The organism is Roseivirga seohaensis (genome assembly GCF_001592945.1).
Classification (GTDB): Bacteria; Bacteroidota; Bacteroidia; order Cytophagales; family Cyclobacteriaceae; genus Roseivirga; species Roseivirga seohaensis.
The window spans coordinates 61,477-80,158 of the sequence record NZ_LRPB01000012.1; the positions used below are offsets into that span (position 1 = coordinate 61,477).

Consider the following 18,682-nt stretch of genomic DNA (forward strand, 5'->3'; position numbering starts at 1 on the left):
AAGTGAGAGCCTAATTAATTTTTATAAAGTTGTTTTCCCACATTTCAATTAAAAAGGAATTGACATGCTCAAAACACTCTTCCTCGCTGACATCATACTTAGCTTGTAATATTTTACATAAGTTTTCAATGCTGAGCTCTTCAGATAAAATATTCCAAATGTCACTAGCTATAGTGTCTAACTGAATATATCGATCAGTTTTTATGTCCATTATAATCACTTCATTGTCTATTATACTAAAAATAATCTCTGGATTTCTAGAGACAAGTTCTGTTTTGCTAATATGGATGCGTTGCATTTTTTTAGACGTTTAGTAAGGTGATTCTCAAAAATATGTAATGCAACTTTAAAGTTTGTTTTAATTCGGATAATGTTTGTTGATGTATTCTACGATTGTCTTCAATAGAAACACTAACAACCACAAAATTCAGATTATTCGGTAAAGTTAAGTAAAATTAGATGTTCACTAAAGTGCTTTTTATTTGAACTGGTTGCTATATGTAAGAAATTACTTAAAAATTGAGGCTTTGAATGAGGGTTTTCTTGAGTTTAAGTAATTCGGTACGGAATGCTTTTAAAGAACTTTATTGGGTATTTTTAAAGTGGCTTATAGCTGCTGAAAGAAACAAGGTAAATTAAACCAATTCATTATCAATCGCGTTGTCAAGGCATTCATGAAAGGATATCGATTTTCAAAATACATTCCGCAAAAAACGGCTGGGCAATCTGCCTTTGACAACCTACTGAATATCTTCTTACAGTTGATTAGTATTACTGGAGGTGATGCTGGTGAGGCACTCAGTTGGTTGACTAATTTGGATAAGCAATACAACATCACCAATGGTAATTATGGCATCGGTGATTTTATTGAAGACTTGAAAGATAAAGGCTATCTGACCGAGCAAAACGGAGATGGTAAGTTTCAGGTGACCGATAAAACGGGGCAGGAAATTAGAAAATCTTCTTTGGAAGAGATTTTCGGAAAGCTGAAAAAATCCGGGAAAGGGCAGCACAAAACTTCCTTTTCAGGAATTGGAGATGAAACGGGCACCGACAGACGCCCTTTCGAATTTGGTGATGCGCTTCAGCAAATTTCCATGACGGATTCTATTCGCAACGCACAAATCAACAACGGTTTCGGAGAGTTTAAGCTGACCGAAAATGATTTGGAGGTCATTGAGACAGAATACAAAACTCAGACCTCAACAGTGCTGATGATTGATATTTCCCATTCCATGATTTTGTATGGGGAAGACAGAATTACTCCGGCTAAAAAAGTGGCCATGGCCTTGGCCGAACTTATCAAAACCAAATACCCAAAAGACACACTTGATGTGATTGTATTTGGGAACGATGCTTGGCAGATTGAAATCAAGGATTTGCCTTACCTGCAAGTTGGGCCTTACCATACCAATACCATTGCTGGGCTAGAACTGGCCATGGATATTTTAAGAAGAAGGAAAAACGCCAACAAACAAATTTTTATGATTACAGACGGGAAACCCACCTGTATAAAAGTTGGAATTAAATATTACAAAAACGCTTTTGGGCTCGATCCAAAGATTTTTAATAAAACACTGAACTTGGCGAGTCAGTGCAAGAGATTACAAATTCCTATTACCACTTTTATGATTGCGTCAGATCCATATCTGAAGGAGTTTGTGAAGGAATTTACCGCAGCCAATAACGGCAATGCCTATTATAGTAGCCTTAAGGGCTTGGGGCACGTTATTTTTGAAGACTTTAAACGCAATCGAAGAAAACGATTTTAACATGAGCTATTACAAATTGACCTCTGATCAATTATTGAAGATAAATACCCTTGGCGCTTTGAAAAAGGCGGGCTATCAAAGTAAGTCTGTAAAGGACGAGCTTCGTGATAACCTCATTAAAAAACTGGTGAACAAAGAACCTACTTTTGAAGGCATTTGGGGTTATGAAGATACCGTAATTCCTGATGTGGAGCGCGCCATTCTTTCTAAGCATAACATGAATTTGTTGGGTTTAAGGGGGCAAGCTAAAACTAGAATTGCCCGCCAAATGACCTTGCTTTTGGATGAGTATGTTCCGGTAATCGAAGGTTCTGAATTGAATGATGATCCGTTGAACCCCATCACTAAATTTGGGCTAGAGAAAGTGCAGGAAATGGGAGATAAAACCCCTGTGACTTGGCTCCATCGCAGCGATCGTTATTCTGAAAAACTGGCTACGCCTGATGTGTCCATTGCGGATTTAATTGGCGATGTGGATCCGATCAAGGCTGCTTCTTTAAAGTTGCCTTATTCAGATGAGCGTGTGATCCATTACGGCATGGTGCCGAGGTCGCATAGAGGCATTTTTGTTATCAATGAATTGCCTGATTTGCAGGCTAGAATTCAGGTGGCGCTTTTCAATATTTTGCAAGAAGGCGATATCCAAATCAGAGGTTTCAAACTGAGACTCCCTTTAGATATTCAATTTGTGTTTACCGCAAACCCTGAAGATTATACGAATCGAGGTAGTATTGTAACTCCGTTGAAAGACCGTATCGATAGCCAGGTTATCACCCATTATCCAAAAACTTTGGAAATAGGAAAACAGATTACGGTGCAAGAGGCAGACATTAAGGAGGCGCAGAAAGAGAAAATTGTCTTGAATGAAATTGCGCAAGATCTTATTGAACAAGTGGCGATTGAAGCCCGAAATAGTGAGTATGTAGATGAGAAAAGTGGGGTTTCGGCACGACTGACGATTTCTGCTTACGAGAATTTATTGAGCGCTGCGGAAAGAAGGGCTTTAATGAATGGTGAAAACCAAACCTACGTTCGTATTTCCGACTTTGTAGGGGTAATTCCTGCCATTACCGGAAAGGTAGAATTAGTATATGAAGGCGAACAAGAAGGGCCTGGAATTGTAGCGCACAACTTGGTGGGCAAGGCCATTCGGACACAGTTTTTAGAATACTTTCCAAACCCAGACGAAAAGAAGAAGGACAAAGGAGAAAAAGCGGAAAACCCTTACAAAGCCATTATTAATTGGTTTGGAGAAGGATATACGATTGACTTACTGAATGACCTTTCAAATGAGGCTTATGAAAAAGCGCTGCTGGCAGTTCCCGGTTTATCGGATTTAGTAAAGAATAAGTACCCTAAAAAATCTAAACATGAACAACTGTTTCTTATGGAGTTTGTGCTTCACGGCTTGGCTGAATACAGCAAACTGAGCAAGGCTGCATTGGATACAGGCACCCGCTTTAAAGACTTACTCAGCAGCATGTTTTCCATTGATGATATGGAAGGCTTTGATGAAGATGAGCTGAGTTAAGCTTTAAGAAAAGATCAAACTAATTATAAAGGCTCTTCGGAGCCTTTTTTGGTGTTTGCCCATTGCAATCCAGTCAATAGAAGAGGTATCCGTTGTTTTCTTGGTATCCTGAGAAGACAAAGCCGCTTGGAAGTCTAAAAAATCCAGTGCACGAATGAGTGCCTCTTCTTTTGAAAGCGGCTTTCGATTATGAGTTGGTTTCTTATCCGCAAAACTGTTGTAAGTCAGTAACTTCGGCATAAATTAAAAGTACAAAAGCTTTTTGACTTGGCTAACTAAAACCTGCCTGAGTAAAAAACAATATAAGAAGCTGCCAGAGCTATCAATATTAACTCAATTAGAATTCTCAATTTTAAGTTTTTTGTAATTAAGCGAATCAGCAACCCTAAGGTCAGCGCGATTGATCCATAGAGAATAATCCCTATCATACCAACAACTCCCCACCCTTCCGCGTACGATAGTTCCGCCCAATTTATAAACAGGTTTATTAGCGCTCCTATCATTGTTATCCAACCCATAATTATAAGGGGTGTTAGATATTGTTTGACTTTTATCATTCAATCACAATATCAAAGCCATTCAACAATGCGAGCACCTCAGGATTAGAGAATTTTGCTTTTTTTAGGCGATTATCATTCGGGTTGAATTGGTAACCATAAGCTTCACGAAAATCGGTTTTGGATAAATTACAGTTCACGAAAGTGCTACCTACCAAATTTGAGCCTTTGAAAATGGCGGCAGATAAATCGGTGTCTATAAAATCACATTCTTTGATTTCACTATTTAAAAAACGGGTAGAAGGAATTTTCAACCCTTTAAAATAGCAATAACTGATTTGGCAATTTTCGAAAGAGAAAGACAGTAGCATTTTGCTGATCGGCTCGAAATCTATCCCGCTAAGTTTACAGCCCTTGAAGCTAATGTCATCCCATTTGGCACTCACCACTTTCACCGCAGTGAGGTTGCAGCTTTCGAAAGTACAGCCCTCAAACGAGCTACTTCTAAAATCTGCACCAGTTAAATCACAGTTAACAAAGTGGCATTCATCATAAAATTCACCATCAAACAAATGACCTTTAAAGTCTTCGTTCTTAAATGTGATTTCGCTGTGTTCTTTCATGGGGATGTTTTCTTTTCTATCGACAACTCAAGTGGATTTAATCGAAGAGAATTGTCTCTCTATTCAACTTGTCTTTTTGGATTAAAAGATGAGAGGCAAAAAAATCAATAAGGAAAGGATCAATCTCATCCTCGTTGTAAGTTTTTTGATCTCTTCGAACCATAACGTAGTTATCCTGCATAAACCTCTTTGAATACTCCCCAACCGTGCTAATATCAAGTACTTTTCCAGTTCTAAAGCTTATATAAAATCCGAGAATGGAAATTAGAATTCCTAATAATCCCATGTTGCCATTGAATGTCAAACTTATGCATGAGCCTATGAAAATTAATAGTAGAATTGAGGTAATAAAATGGGGAGGTCTTAAAATAGAAGTCTTTATACCCATGTAATTTTCTATTTGAATTAAGGTTTGCCTTCGGCTTTTGGTGGGGAAAATGAAATTTAAGTCTGAACTTGGGGTTATTGTATTCTCGTTTATTCCGGTGATTTTTGAAATCGCATCACGAACTTTATAAAAGGCCTGTTGTGAGGTACAACCACTGCCTTTTTCAAGTTTAATCTTATCCTTTATTGAGTCACACAGTTCTCCTAAAGTCCGAATATCTGCGAGTTCATTATCTTCAAAATGAATCTGAAATGATTGCTCGATTCGAATGATTAAATCTTCTAAATCCTCGGGGTCAATATTCATGTTCTCCATATCCGTTCGTTTTTGCTATAAGAAGAAATTGCGTACAGCAAACAAAACCTAACCTATTTACCTTTTCCTCAGCCAAGCGTCTCTTCTGGCTTTTGCCTTGGCGTCCGCGTTGGCGTCCATAGCGGTTGACCAAGCCTGGGCTTCTTCTAAAGTAAGTTTTGAAGTTTTTTCTTCGCCCCAAATTTTGCGGTACTTAATCTCAATAGTATCGCCCGGTTTGTGAGCGGCTATAATTTCGTTGATGTTAGAGTCATCAGTTAAAGTAGTACCTGCAATGTTCAAAATCACATCCTCTGATTCTACACCCGCTTTATAAATGGGCGAACCCACCGTGGCGTTACCCGTCAGTTGCCAGCCTCCTCTTTGCTTGCGTATGTTGCCGCCTATGCTTGTCCGACCTTCCGCTCGGTTAGTGTAGGTCACGCCCATTTTCTTGAACAAACTGGCGTAATCTGGCATTTGACTATCCAAAATGTATTTTCCGAAAAACTCATTGGCAAAGCTTTCTCCGGCATATTCAGCCATTCGGGCCTGTAAGTCGCGAACGGTGTAAGGAATTTCCGTTTTGCCGTGCTTCTGCCAAACGTATTTCATGTAATCATCTAAGTTTTTACCATTGTCCATAGTGCGTAAAGACATATCCAGAGCCAAGCCCAATACCGAACCATAAGTATAGTAAGAAATGAAAATATTGCTCAGGTTCGTGGGGTCAATGGAAGTGGCTGCATCAACAAATGGTGCTTGATAGCTCATTTCAATGGGGTTATGGAAACTTCTGCCCGGTGCGTTGATCACATAACCAACACTTCCGCCCAAACCATTTACATATTGTTCGGCCGAAATGCTTCCAGAACGCGCCTGCATTAAGGCAGTGTAATAACTGGTGAATCCTTCGGCAAACCACAATTCACCCGACATGTTAGCGTCTTCAAAACTGAAAGGCTCTAAAGATTTTGGGCGAATGCGTTCCACATTCCAGTTATGGAAAAACTCATGCGACATGGTGCCCATAGAGGTGGAGCCTAGCGGCCTTTCTACAGGCAATCCGCTCACCACATATGTTGAGTTTCGGTGCTCCATACCATCGCCACTAGCGTTGGGCATATAGCAAGAAAGGAAAGTGTACTGACCGAAATCATAAGTAGCCAATTCGCCAAAAACTGCTTTTTGCTGCATTACTATGCCCATGGTTTCTTCGAAATAAGCATCCACTTCTGCATCGGTTGTGCCGTCTTTATGCAAGGCCAAACGTATGGTTTGTCCATCTACATTTCTTTCTCTGAAATACAAATCGGCAATTTCAGTTGGGCTGTCCATTAAGTAATAAGTGTTGGGGGCGTAGAATGTATTATTGCCTAAATCCTTCAACTGAGTAGCTACTTTCCAGTTTCTGTCTTCCCTCACATTGAATTTTACTTTTACCGGACGTTGGTCTAAACCTCTGGCCCAAGCCAAAGTAGCAGGCATGTTGAGGTGGGCGTGGCTTTCATCAATGCCAGAATAAGTACCTCCAGCGCGATTGGCATAAAGCGTATATTCAAAGTTGACAGTGCCATTATGACCCGCAACATTCCACTGATAAGGGTTTTCTCTGGTGATAGGCAAAACCTTTCCATTGCCATCTGTAGCTTTTACGTTGTACACGTTTTTGGCAAACTCATGTATGGCATAACGGCCAGGAGAACTGCGGCTCATGCGCACTTCCAATACTTTGTTTTCTAAGTTGCTGAACTTGATTTTAATATTGGCCTCGTGGTGCACCGCATTATCAAACGAAAGTTCGTATTCGTTGTAGGTTTGGGCTTGTAGGCTGATGGCCAAGAAAGTGAAAAGTAAGATTGTTAGTTTTTTCATTTTTGAACTTAGTTTATGTTTAGCTCATAGCTAATTTTTGCATTAAAGTTTTCGCTGTATTGATAAACCGTGATTTCCCTTCTATCTTCTCCAATAATCTCTGAACGAATAAGTTTTCCCATGGGGTCAAATTCACTCTTCTCAGTATCGTAGAATTTATAAAGAAACGAACTGCTAATTAGACCATTTTTGAAGTTTTCAACGAACGAAGTGTCGCCATACTCATCTATCACAGTTGTCGCAATAAGTATATTAGCATCGTATTTATTAATCAAATTAATTGTATCTGGTTCTTTTCCTGACTCTATTATAACGTAGTAATCTACATTACCTAATGAATCATAATTGGTATACTGGTTGGTCTGAATCCTGCCAAAACTAGAGTCGTTGGTATAAGAAATCTGTAAATAGGGCCTCCTCTGGTCATCATAAATAATACTGTCTACAAACAAGCTTTCCCCTTTGTCTACAAAGGATAAGTTTTCTTTCTTACTTAATTCTCTTAAGTCATTGTAGGTATAGCTTATTCTTCTATTAAGTGTATCAAATCGATCAAAGATAGACGTGACCTTTTCCTTAGCTCCAATTTTATGAGTTACTCTTTTAATCCTTATTTGCTTTTCAGTCCCAGTATAATATGTTTCTTCTACCAAACTATCATTAGCGTCATACTCAAAATGAATTCTTCTGGCCTCTAGTGTTTCAACCACCTTGTTAGATTCGTAGAGTTGAGTCGTATAAATCTCTTCAGTTACCAATCCTTTATCGTTCCTGATAAACTCAGTTAACTCCACTTTGTATGTGCCGATTGATTTAGCCTCTTCTGGAATACTGGCTTCGTTATTACTTGAGCAACTGAAAAGGACAAATAGAAAAAGAAGGCCTAAATTTCTTAAAAGATTCATCAATGGTAATTATTCTGGACAAACCGCCCGAACATAAATTTCAATAAACTTATTGGTATTTACCAAGGTAAATACTCCAATGGTAGAGCAGGCAATAAGAAAAGAGGAAAATGAGTTTTGAGCCTTTGCACATCTCATAAAAAAACGCCCTACTTCTTAGAAAGCCTTATCATCGATAGTATCAAATGATACTATCACAAAATGCCAAACGATTACTTATAAACCGCCCTTACCTCCACCTCAATAAACATATTTGGGTTGACCAAAGTATAAACGCCAATAGTGGATCGGGCTACTTTGTTGGGGTTTTCTTGGGTTCCGAAGAACTCAGCATAAGCTTTAAACCAGCCATCGAAATCAGGTTTGTTGTCGTTTTCCGGGTCGGGCGCTACGTATACTTTCATGGCTACTACATCTTCTAAACCCAAACCTTCTTCGCCCAAATAATCCGCAATTCGCTTAAGGGTGCTCACGCTTTGTTCATAGGTGTTTCCAAATCGCTCGCGGTCGCCTTCGGGCTTGGTTTCGTCTTTTGGGTTGGCTACAATGCCACTGGCAAAATAGATGCTTTTTCCCGCAGGTACTTTTACTCCTTTTAGAATAGAAGAGCCTTCTCTTTCGAAGCGAACAACCTCCTCTGTGGAGTGCTCATTATCATCATCGTTGTCTTCGGTTTCACAAGAAGGAAGGACAGCTAGAATAATAAAGAGAAGTAAAAGGTGTTTAGCTTTTAGTGTCATTGGTTTAGATTTTAAGTTGAAGATACAAAAGTTAATATATGGTTCGAATTGGAGCCGCCTTAATTCCTATAATCTGACCTTAGGTAAAAAAACACCAGCCAGATCAGGCTTTCTGTATTATCTTAGAAAAAAATATTTATTCTAGAAGAAGGGAGAATGCGAAAGCAGTGAAGCATTGGATAGATATTTGCAGAGCCAAAAAGAGTTTTGATAAGGTGTTGGCTTGGTATTAATTGATCAACGGGAGCGCAAATATTGCTTCTTCCCAAAAAGAAGAGATAATTGGAAAGGAACATAATTGAAGAATTGGGCAGTTTAGCTTTGGCTACTCGCCTGAAAAACTTAAGCGAACGGTTGGCCAAAGATGTGGCCGCTATTTATAAAGAATCCGACTTCGATTTTGAACCCCGTTGGTTTGCTGTGGTGTATGCCCTAAAGAATGGGGAAGAGCTGGCAGTAACAGAGCTGGCAGCCAGTTTACAACAAACCCATCCTGCCGTAAATCAAGTCGCAAATATTTTAGTAAAGAAGAAGTTGGTGATAGAATCGAAAGATGATGCCGACCAAAGAAAGCGCCTTTTAAAGCTGAGTGATTCTGGAATGGAATTGGTAGGTAAAATGGAAGGCCTTTGGCTCAAAATTAAAAAGGCCAACGATCAGCTTTTAATCGATAGCAAGCAAAACTTCCTAGACGATATAAAGACCATAGAATCTGCATTAGATGAAAAATCCATGTATGACAGGGTGAAGTCGCTATTGTAATTCTTACCATATCAATTCGAACCGCTTAAAGCTCATAAAATCTTCTTTATTCTCGGAGTTTTCTGGATGGTTAATGGAAATGTAAAGACCATCTTTTCCAACAAATGAATTGTAGGGAGCCAGCTTTGCGTTTTTCCCGAAGTACGTTTCTCCAACTGGATTCAAGTCCTTATCCAATATTAGAATTGAAAAAGTTTTAGGGAATGACAAAAGCTGAGAGATATTGTCTCCCTCTTGTATTTCAACCGCTGGAAAGCAAAACCTGTAATATACCTCTCGGTATTGATCATAAATAATGTTTCCATAATGAGGTGTCACAATCGGATACATCCCTCTATCCTCTGGCGAACCATCTGTAGGGTAGCGGTCGATGCTTTTCTTAAAATATTTACTTTCTGCTAGTACAGGCGTGAGTTTTGAGTTTGGCGAATCTGAATAATAAACATTATGATCTCCAAAAAATGAATAAACAAACTTAGAGCCAGCGCTCATACTGAAACGGAAATAAGTCTTTTTGTCTCCCCAATATCCCTTCGGGAAAAAATGTGGAAGGGGAGTGGTTTGGCCAGAAGTAAGATCAATAGAATATGCTAAATGTGTAGAGGCCATTTGATCGTCTGAGAGTAAGTATGGATTCCCCATAAAACTAGTTTTCACTATTAGATTGCCGTTTGTTAATGCCGAGTTCGAGGGGAAAGCACTAGGTCTAAACGAGGCTTTGGTATAGCCCAATGGAGGTTCATATTTTAATCCTTCCACTGAACCTTTTAAAATGTTGGAAGTGTAAACTGAATTTTTGTTAGCAGGGAAAATAATGATACTGTCGAATCGAACAATATGAAAGGCTGAGATTTCTCCTACTCCCTTTGGTCCATCAATATCATAAGAGTGTTGGTAAACCAGTTTCTGCTCATTAAGGGAGTAAGCCTGAATTTCATTGGTTTGCTGATTTAGGGAAAACAACAAACCGTCCTCAGAATTATCGTGGTAGGCTAAGAAGCTACTGACATTTGAGGTACTATTATCTATGGGGAAGTTAATAGTTTCACTGGGGACTAAGCTTGCCTCAGGCTTGTCTTTTAGCTTGGAGTTTCCACAGCCGAAGATCAAAAAACTAAAGGCTATAATAGCGAGAGTGTAAAGGCTTTGTTTCGTTTTCATAAGGTGAATCTAATGTAAACTAAATTTGTAGTTTTATGTAAGGTTGAACAAACATTTCTGCTCTAGTATCGTGCAGCCTACTGTTCGTGAACGTTCATTTTTCAATGCTACTCTATCTGAATAATTTTTTAAGGTGTTGTTTAACAGTGGATTATATTGATGAATCGAATTAGGTATGTTTTTTGGTAAGCAGTTACGTATTAACTTAATAAACATGCCAAGAATCGTCATTTCTCTTCTTATAACTTTTTGTTCGGTTTGTTTACAAGCTCAATCATTTAACCGAACGGAAGTGGTTACTCAGCTTGCTCAAATCATGGATCGCAATTATGTATTTCCAGAGAAGGGAAAGGCCATGAGCGACCTGATTTTATCAAAACTGAAAAACGGAGAATACAAAGCCATTGAGTCCCCTGACGATTTAGCCAAACAGCTTGATGCCGATTTAAAGTCGGTGGCCAATGACAAGCATATTCGGGTAAGTTATAACCCTACACGTTTTGAGGCCATTCAGCAAGGTAGCCCGACAGGCGGCAGGCCAGCCCAAGGAAATTACGGCTTTGAAGAGGTAGATATTCTTGAGGGAAACATCGGTTATTTGGACCTAAGAGGTTTTTCTGACATCCGCTTTGCGGAAGAAGTAGCAAAGGCAGCAATGGATAAACTGATTCAGTCCGATGCTATAATCTTCGACCTAAGAAAAAACGGTGGAGGTTCTCCGTCCATGATCAGGTTTATTTCTAGCTACCTTTTTGGTGATAAACCTGTTCACTTAAATACTTTTTATTGGCGGCCGAGCGACAGGTATTCAGAAACCTGGACATCCCCAGACTTAGCGTCTGTTTATAAACCGAATGTGCCGGTTTATGTGCTCACCAGTAGTTACACTTTTTCGGCTGCAGAAGAGTTTACCTACAACTTAAAAAATTTAAAACGTGCCACCATTATTGGGGAAACCACTGGCGGAGGGGCGCATCCAGGTGGACCAATGCTGCTAACAGATGGTTTTATTGTCAATGTGCCTCAAGGCAGAGCCATTAATCCAATTACCAAAACCAACTGGGAAGGAGTGGGGGTGAAACCCAATATTGAAATCAAAGCTGATGCCGCTTTGGATAAGGCATTGGAGCTTATTAAAGCAAAGAATTAGGAAGTCAAGTTTTTAAGTATGATCAAGAACTACATCAAAATCGCATTCAGAAGTCTATTGAAAAGTAAGGCTACTTCTGTTATTAATGTACTAGGCCTTTCAATTGGTATGGCCTGTTGCATTGTTATTTTCTTATTCGTTCAGAATGAAATGTCTTATGACAGATTTCATTCTAAATCAGACAAAATATTTAGGGTGCTCACTATCGACAAGGCACTAGGGGTAAGTAATAGCTTGGTAGGTATTACACTTCCTGTTTTAGGTGCTTCTATGGAAGATAATTTTCCGGAGGTGGTGAATAGAGTAAGAATGCTGCCGCAAGGAAGGCAACTGATTACCTACGAGCAGCAAGGCTTCTATACCGATCATTTTGCTTATGCCGAGCCCTCTATCTTTGAAATGTTTGATTTTAAACTGGTAGACGGAGATGTAGAGAATGCTTTGAAAAACCCCAATACTGTGGTGGTAACTCAGAGTATGGCTCAGAAGACTTTTGGCTCAGATAATCCCATTGGAAAGCGAATTGATATTGGAGGTCAGCCGGGTTTGGAAGTGGTTGCGGTAATGAAAGATGTAACCGAAAACAGCCACCTTAATTTCGATGTGATTGTTTCTATGCAGCAGGCAGATACTACATCGGGCTTTGCGCAATTTCTCAATTCTTGGCGAAGCATCAGTATGGTTACTTATGTGGAGCTGGCCAATCCGGCCAGTGAAGAAAGTGTGGAGGAGAAAATGGAAACCTTGATTAGAGCGAATAATGTAGGAGAAAACTTCAGTGTTACACTACAACCACTAAAGGATGTCCATTTAAAATCGAGCGGAATTCTTTTCGAGAACTACAACTTGAATAAAACTGATGAAGGTTATGTATATACACTAGCAGCAGTTGGGCTTTTTGTAATGTTGATCGCGTCTTTCAACTTTATGAATTTATCTACGGCCAGATCGGCCAATAGGGCGATGGAAGTGGGGGTACGAAAAGTGTTTGGGGCAGTGAAAAAACAGCTCATCAATCAATTTATGGTAGAATCAGTTTTCCTTTGCCTTTTCTCCCTGTTCGTAGCCATAGGTTTAGTCGCAGCTTTAGGCTCTTTTGTCAATCTTCCGTTTAGTAATAACTTGGCCATTCACTTTATTTCTAACCCAGTCTGGGTTGTTGGGGCATTGGTTTTTACTGTAATTCTAGGCTTGTTTTCTGGGAGTTACCCAGCCTTTATGCTGTCTAGTTTCAGTCCAATTAGTATTCTTCGCGGTTCATTTAAAACCAGCGGAAAAGGAGTTTTACTAAGAAAATCCTTGGTGGTTTTTCAGTTTATGGTGTCCATAGTGATGATTATTGGAACTGCCATTGTTTATGACCAACTGCAACTTTTACGCAATGCCGACAAAGGTTTTGATACGGAGCAAATTCTCACTTTAGATGTAAGTCATCCAAGCCTGCAACCTTCCATTCAAGTGCTTAAAAATAAGCTAGAGCAAAACCCTTCCATTTTGGCCACGGCCGGAACCGCCTCTATGCCGGGAAGAACCTTTGGCCGAAGAGGTGTGCGGCCTGAGGGTGCTGCGCCAGATGATACCTGGATTGTTAGTGTGCTTAATTTCGATGAACATTTTGTGGACTTAATGGGAATGGAAATTGCCCAAGGAAGACTTTTCAATCGAGAAATAACTACAGATCAGCAACAGGCAGTAATGATTAATGAGGCCATGGCAAAGCAGCTGGGTTGGGAGAATCCTATTGGTAAAAAACTAACTTTTGGTCAAAACGAGTCTACCATTATTGGCGTAGTGAAGGATTTTCATTTCGCTTCACTTCGCTATCAAATAGAACCGCTGGCTATGTTTTACAGTCCTGATGGAGGAGGTAGTTTAGCCGTTAAATTGAATGCCGCGGATATAAGCAAAACAATGGCTTTTGTGCAATCTACTTGGGACGAAGTGTTTCCAAATAGCCCTTTGGAATATCGTTTTTTTGATGAAGAATTTGGTCAGCAATATCAGTCCGATGAAAAGTTCGGCACCTTAGTTTTTAGCTTTACTTGGCTCGCCATTTTTATTGCTTGCTTGGGTTTGTTTGGCCTTTCGGCTTTTACTGCACAACAAAAAATCAAGGAAATAGGAGTAAGAAAAGTGTTAGGAGCTTCTGTTTTGGGTATTGTTGTATTGCTTTCGAACCAGTTTACTAAGCTTATCATTCTTGCTGTGGTTTTGGCCAGCCCCTTGGCCTACTATATGATGGAATACTGGTTGAGTGATTTCGCCTATCGTGTAGAAATTAACTGGCTTTGGTTTTTAGCATCTGCCATCGTGGCATTGCTTATCGCTTTAGCTACGGTCACCTATCAATCCGTAAAAGCGGCAATGGTTAATCCTGCCAAATCATTGAGGTATGAATGAGTAGAATTTAGCAAACTTTAACATAACGGAGAGTAAGGGTCGTAACCTAAATGCTTAGAATTGGTTTAATTGTTGTTACCCAAAGAATGTGACCATCGGTAAAGACGAAAAGCGCTTATTTTCGTTAGATTTATATCCTTACCTCTATTTGGGTTTTTTGAGTTTGAAAAGCTTACTACGTATTATGAAATTGTTTAAAAAGTTGATTATCATACCTGCTCTCATACTATTGGGCAGCACCAATATTTACGCTTCCGATGCGGCTGATACTACAAAATATTTGCAGCCGAAAGCTGAGCACATCAAGGAAGCCATTATGGTTACGCAAATCCTTGATTATTTCCACTACCGAGATGTTGATTTAAATGACTCATTGTCATCTGTCATCCTTGATAATTTCATTGAATCACTAGATGCGAGTAAAAATTACTTTTTGGCTTCAGATATCAAGTCATTTCAAAAATACCGATTTGCCTTTGATGATGATTTGAAACGAGGAAATTTAGTGCCAGCATTCTACATTTTTAATATTTATAAGAAGCGTGTTGAAGAACGCTTAAAATATGCGTTGGCAGAGTCAAAAAAGAAATTTGATTTTACGAAAAACGAAGAGTTTGTTTTTGATAGAGAGAAGGCTCCGTACCCACAGTCACTTCAAGAGCAAGATGAGCTTTGGAGAAAAGTTGTAAAACATCAGGCTTTAAGTTTAAAGCTTAGCGGTTCTGATGATAAAAAGATTTCTGAAACGCTTGTTACGCGTTATGAGCGTTTCAAAAGCAATGTAGATAAATACAATAGCACAGATGTCTTCGAGATTTTAATGAACTCTGTAACCGAAGCCTTCGATCCACATACCAATTATTTTGGACCAAGAAGTGCCGAAGATTTTCAGCGTGAAAGCTCTAAAGCCATGGAAGGAATTGGAGCAACTTTGCAGCAAGATGATGATTTCACCAAGATTGTTGAGTTGCGCCCTGGTGGTCCGGCTTTCTTAAGTGGCCAAATCGATATTGACGATAGAGTAGTAGGTATAGCTCAAGGAGCCGATGGTGAAATGGTTGATGTTGTAGGCTGGAGGTCTGATGAAGTGGCAGGTCAAATTAGAGGGCCCAAAGGAACCTTGGTTAGAATTGAATTTTTACCTGCCGGTAGACCAATTGGTAGCCAAACCAAAATAGTAAATATTGTTCGAGATAAAATCAAGTACGATGAAGCCAAGGCGAAAAGCCAAGTGGTGCAGTATGAAGAAGGTGGTAAAACATACAACTTAGGTATAATTACCCTTCCCGATTTTTATTTGGATTCAGAAGGTCTTGAAGAAGGTGAAAAGGATTTTAGTAGTGCCACCAGTGACGTTAAAAAGTTAATCACTCAACTGCAAGAAGATGGGGTTGATGGCGTGATGCTTGACCTTAGAAATAATGGTGGAGGCTCTCTGCTTGAGGCCATAAGTTTATCAGGGCTGTTCTTGCCAGGTGGGCCAGTGGTTCAAATCAAATACGCCAACGGGCAAATTGCCAAAGAAGACGATAAAGAGAAAATGTTTTATTCGGGGCCATTGAGCGTAATGACCAACCGTTTTTCAGCTTCGGCTTCTGAGATTTTTGCTGGAGCATTGCAGGATTACAAAAGAGCGGTGATTGTTGGTGAGCAAACTTACGGAAAGGGTACAGTTCAAAACGTAAGAGGTTTGAATGATTTCTTAAGAGAACCGACTACCGATGAATTAGGCTTGATTAAATACACAATTGCCAAGTTCTATAGAGTATCGGGAAGTAGCACTCAACATTTAGGGGTTTCGCCAGATATTAGTCTACCGTCTGCTTTTAGTGCCGAAGAATTTGGCGAAAGTTCTAAGCCAAGTGCCCTACCTTGGGATAAAATTCCAGCAGCAAAGTTTACTCCTCTTGATTATGTAGACAATGATTTGATTGCTCAGCTGAGAAAATCGCATGAGAAAAGGTTAAAGACGGATCAGAGCTTAATTGATTACCAATATGATATTAATGAACTGAACAAAGCAAGAGCGAAAACTACAGTTTCATTAAACTATGAAGTGCGTAAGAAAGAAGCTGCAGACTTTGAAGCTAAAAGAGATGCTAGAGTGAAAATCGGAGACTCATTAAAAGAGCTAGGTTCAAGCAAAGGTGTGAAAAACCATGCTTTAGACGAATTGAAAGATCCTTTCTTAAAAGAGAGTATTATACTTCTGGCAGAACAGATTGCCGCCAAGAGAAGTAAAGGATAAGTAGAATAAACGATTTAAAATAAAAATGGCTGGACTTCAGAAGAGGTCCAGCCATTTTATTTTTCCCCAGATCAAAACCTAATTAGAGATTCGCGATCTGGATATAATTTTATTTAGCGTAGTTAACCGCTCTCATTTCGCGAATCACCGTCACCTTAATTTGTCCTGGGTATTGCATGTCTTTTTCGATTTTCTGCGAAATATCAAACGAAAGCTGACCAGCAGTAGTATCAGAAACCGAATCGGCATCTACTAAAACTCTAAGTTCTCTACCTGCTTGAATTGCGTAACATTTGTTTACACCATCAAAGTCTAGGGCGAGCGCCTCAAGGTCTTTTAATCGTTTGATGTACGATTCCATCACTTCTCTTCTAGCACCTGGGCGAGCTCCTGAAATGGCGTCACAAGCTTGAATAAGTGGAGAGATCATTGAAGTCATTTCGATTTCATCGTGGTGTGCTCCAATTGCATTACAAATTTCAGGATGCTCCTTATATTTTTGAGCCAATTCCATTCCTAATAATGCGTGAGGAATTTCTGGCTCTTCTGGCCATACTTTCCCAATATCATGAAGTAACCCTGCTCTTTTTGCACGCTTGGCGTTTAAGCCTAGCTCTGAAGCCATTGTGGCGCAAAGTCTGGCTACTTCTCTTGAATGTTGAAGTAGGTTTTGGCCATAAGAAGATCTGAATCTCATTCTACCAACTAATTTGATGAGCTCAGGGTGGAGGCCATGAATACCTAAGTCAATCACGGTTCTTTCGCCAATTTCTACAATTTCCTCCTCAATATTTTGTGTGGTTTTGGTAACGACTTCTTCAATCCTCGCTGGGTGAATTCTACCATCGGTAACTAGCCTATGTAATGAAAGTCGAGCGACTTCTCTTCTTACTGGATCGAAGCCAGAAATGATGATGGCTTCAGGCGTATCGTCAACAATGATTTCTACTCCAGTTGCCGCCTCTAGTGCGCGAATGTTCCTTCCTTCCCTACCAATGATTTTACCTTTAACATCATCGCTTTCTATATTGAAAATAGATACACAGTTTTCTACTGCGTGTTCTGTAGCTGTTCTTTGAATAGATTCAATGACAATCTTTTTTGCCTCTTTTGCGCCCGTAAGCTTGGCTTCATCAATAATATCTTTGATGAGTACTGATGCTTTCGATTCTGCTTCAACCTTTAAGGTTTCCATCAATTGTTCGCGGGCTTCGTCAGCTGAAAGTTGGGCTACTTTTTCAAGTGCTTTTACTTTTTCATCTACCTTCTTTTCAAGGTCTTCTTTTCGCTTTCTAACAATTTCTAGCTGTGCTTCTACATTCTCTTTGGTACTATCAACTTCAGCTTCTTTTCGCTTTAATTTTTCTAGTTGCGCATTGAGAGTAGCTTCTTTTTGTTTCAGCTTGTTTTCATTGCTAATGATTTGGTTTTTCTTACGATTAACCTCGTCTTCAAATTCAGATTTTAGCTGTAGGTACTTTTCTTTGGCCTCAAGAATTCTGTCTTTTTTGAGGGTTTCGGCTGTAAGTTCAGCCTCTTTCATTATTAATTTGCCTTTTTCTTCAAGTTCTTGGGCGGCCTTCTTGTTAACTTTTTGTAACAGAAGTCTCCCTATGAACACCCCTATAGCCAACGCTCCGATGGCCGTAATGAGGATTGTAACTGTTTCTCCCATATGTGAATCTATAGGTAGAATTGGAAGTGTATTGAAACGTATTCTAAAGCGATATTTAAGGAATTAGGAGAGGGCGGTTTTAATTATGTTTTCAAGTTGATCTAATTGGTCAGAGGTGGTAGAATCTATTGATGCTACTTCGCTTTCCACTTTCATCTTTGCGATTAAACTATCAAATGCAACCATTGCCAATAGATCTTCTTTATCATCTATGCCAAATTGGTCTCTGTAAGATCGTAATTTCTCATTTATAATCTTGCCTGCATTACGTACCCTTTGCTCCTCTTCAGGTTTAACTTTCATGGGGTACTCTCGGTCCCCAATTTTGATTTTTATTGATAGAATGTCTACCATATGATAATACTACTCACTTAAATGAGCAATACATTTATCTATTTCCTTAATGTACTCGTTTAACTTATGTTTCAACGCTGTAGACTCTTCCTTTTCTACGGTTGTGTTTGATACAATTTTAGTGATTTTATCCTGATTTTGAAAATCAGCAATTTGAGATCGAAGACTAACAATTTGTCCTTTTAGCTCAGTGTTTTGGTTTGCTAACGCTTTGTTCTCTTGCTTCAATGCTTCATGTTTATTCACCAGTTGCTTCAACTGTTGTTGTACATGATCTAAACGTTGAAAAAGCGATAATTCTGCCATT

General features: G+C 39.4%; 17 protein-coding genes. 6 read left to right on the forward strand and 11 right to left on the reverse strand.

All coding sequences use genetic code 11. The annotated features are described in order from the left end of the window. Positions 1-10: 10 nt before the first annotated feature. Positions 11-298 carry a PqqD family peptide modification chaperone gene (locus AWW67_RS05440; RefSeq protein ID WP_062300607.1) on the reverse strand — a complete coding sequence of 96 codons (288 nt, stop codon included), beginning with the start codon at positions 296-298 and terminating at the stop codon, positions 11-13. A 376-nt stretch (positions 299-674) separates the two neighbouring features. Here AWW67_RS05440 and AWW67_RS05445 point away from each other — a divergent pair, with 376 nt between their 5' ends. Further along, positions 675-1,772 carry a vWA domain-containing protein gene (locus AWW67_RS05445; RefSeq protein WP_062300608.1) on the forward strand — a complete coding sequence of 366 codons (1,098 nt, stop codon included), beginning with the start codon at positions 675-677 and terminating at the stop codon, positions 1,770-1,772. Between the two features lies 1 nt (position 1,773). Beyond that, positions 1,774-3,303: a P-loop NTPase family protein gene (locus AWW67_RS05450; RefSeq protein WP_062300609.1), complete on the forward strand. Its 1,530-nt coding sequence runs from the start codon at positions 1,774-1,776 to the stop codon at positions 3,301-3,303. 3 nt (positions 3,304-3,306) lie between these two features. On the opposite strand, the gene AWW67_RS05455 is transcribed toward AWW67_RS05450, so the two are convergent. The 6 genes from AWW67_RS05455 to AWW67_RS05485 form a co-directional block, all read right to left on the reverse strand. Continuing rightward, complete coding sequence (locus tag AWW67_RS05455) at positions 3,307-3,543, reverse strand: hypothetical protein (protein WP_062300610.1); 237 nt, start codon at positions 3,541-3,543, stop codon at positions 3,307-3,309. Between the two features lie 313 nt (positions 3,544-3,856). Next, positions 3,857-4,423, reverse strand: a complete 567-nt coding sequence (locus AWW67_RS05465; RefSeq protein WP_053223544.1) for a pentapeptide repeat-containing protein — start codon at positions 4,421-4,423, stop codon at positions 3,857-3,859. Positions 4,424-4,460: 37 nt separating this feature from the next. Next, positions 4,461-5,126 (reverse strand): acyl carrier protein, encoded by a 666-nt coding sequence (locus AWW67_RS05470; protein ID WP_062300612.1) that lies wholly within the window; start codon positions 5,124-5,126, stop codon positions 4,461-4,463. 57 nt (positions 5,127-5,183) lie between these two features. Further along, positions 5,184-6,980 carry a M61 family metallopeptidase gene (locus tag AWW67_RS05475; RefSeq protein ID WP_062300613.1) on the reverse strand — a complete coding sequence of 599 codons (1,797 nt, stop codon included), beginning with the start codon at positions 6,978-6,980 and terminating at the stop codon, positions 5,184-5,186. Positions 6,981-6,988: 8 nt separating this feature from the next. After that, positions 6,989-7,885: a hypothetical protein gene (locus AWW67_RS05480; protein ID WP_062300614.1), complete on the reverse strand. Its 897-nt coding sequence runs from the start codon at positions 7,883-7,885 to the stop codon at positions 6,989-6,991. Between the two features lie 212 nt (positions 7,886-8,097). Further along, complete coding sequence (locus AWW67_RS05485) at positions 8,098-8,625, reverse strand: RidA family protein (RefSeq protein ID WP_062300615.1); 528 nt, start codon at positions 8,623-8,625, stop codon at positions 8,098-8,100. Positions 8,626-8,907: 282 nt separating this feature from the next. Here AWW67_RS05485 and AWW67_RS05490 point away from each other — a divergent pair, with 282 nt between their 5' ends. Beyond that, entirely contained in the window at positions 8,908-9,387 is a 480-nt protein-coding gene (locus AWW67_RS05490) for a MarR family winged helix-turn-helix transcriptional regulator (protein WP_053223548.1), read from the forward strand. Positions 9,388-9,390: 3 nt separating this feature from the next. On the opposite strand, the gene AWW67_RS05495 is transcribed toward AWW67_RS05490, so the two are convergent. Next, positions 9,391-10,548, reverse strand: a complete 1,158-nt coding sequence (locus AWW67_RS05495; RefSeq protein ID WP_062300616.1) for a DUF4221 family protein — start codon at positions 10,546-10,548, stop codon at positions 9,391-9,393. A gap of 214 nt (positions 10,549-10,762) precedes the next feature. Here AWW67_RS05495 and AWW67_RS05500 point away from each other — a divergent pair, with 214 nt between their 5' ends. From AWW67_RS05500 to AWW67_RS05510, 3 genes are all read left to right on the forward strand, one after another. Next, positions 10,763-11,698: a S41 family peptidase gene (locus AWW67_RS05500; protein ID WP_062300617.1), complete on the forward strand. Its 936-nt coding sequence runs from the start codon at positions 10,763-10,765 to the stop codon at positions 11,696-11,698. 18 nt (positions 11,699-11,716) lie between these two features. Beyond that, entirely contained in the window at positions 11,717-14,098 is a 2,382-nt protein-coding gene (locus tag AWW67_RS05505; RefSeq protein ID WP_062300618.1) for an ABC transporter permease, read from the forward strand. A gap of 184 nt (positions 14,099-14,282) precedes the next feature. Continuing rightward, positions 14,283-16,346 carry a carboxy terminal-processing peptidase gene (locus AWW67_RS05510; protein ID WP_071387064.1) on the forward strand — a complete coding sequence of 688 codons (2,064 nt, stop codon included), beginning with the start codon at positions 14,283-14,285 and terminating at the stop codon, positions 16,344-16,346. Positions 16,347-16,455: 109 nt separating this feature from the next. Here AWW67_RS05510 and rny read toward each other — a convergent pair whose 3' ends face one another. The 3 genes from rny to AWW67_RS05525 form a co-directional block, all read right to left on the reverse strand. Beyond that, on the reverse strand, positions 16,456-18,021 hold the full coding sequence (gene rny, locus AWW67_RS05515; RefSeq protein WP_062300620.1) for a ribonuclease Y: 1,566 nt from the start codon (positions 18,019-18,021) through the stop codon (positions 16,456-16,458). 63 nt (positions 18,022-18,084) lie between these two features. Then, complete coding sequence (locus AWW67_RS05520) at positions 18,085-18,324, reverse strand: cell division protein ZapA (RefSeq protein WP_245620799.1); 240 nt, start codon at positions 18,322-18,324, stop codon at positions 18,085-18,087. Positions 18,325-18,384: 60 nt separating this feature from the next. Further along, positions 18,385-18,681, reverse strand: coding sequence for a hypothetical protein (locus tag AWW67_RS05525; RefSeq protein WP_053223555.1), 297 nt, complete (start codon positions 18,679-18,681; stop codon positions 18,385-18,387). Position 18,682 lies beyond the last annotated feature (1 nt).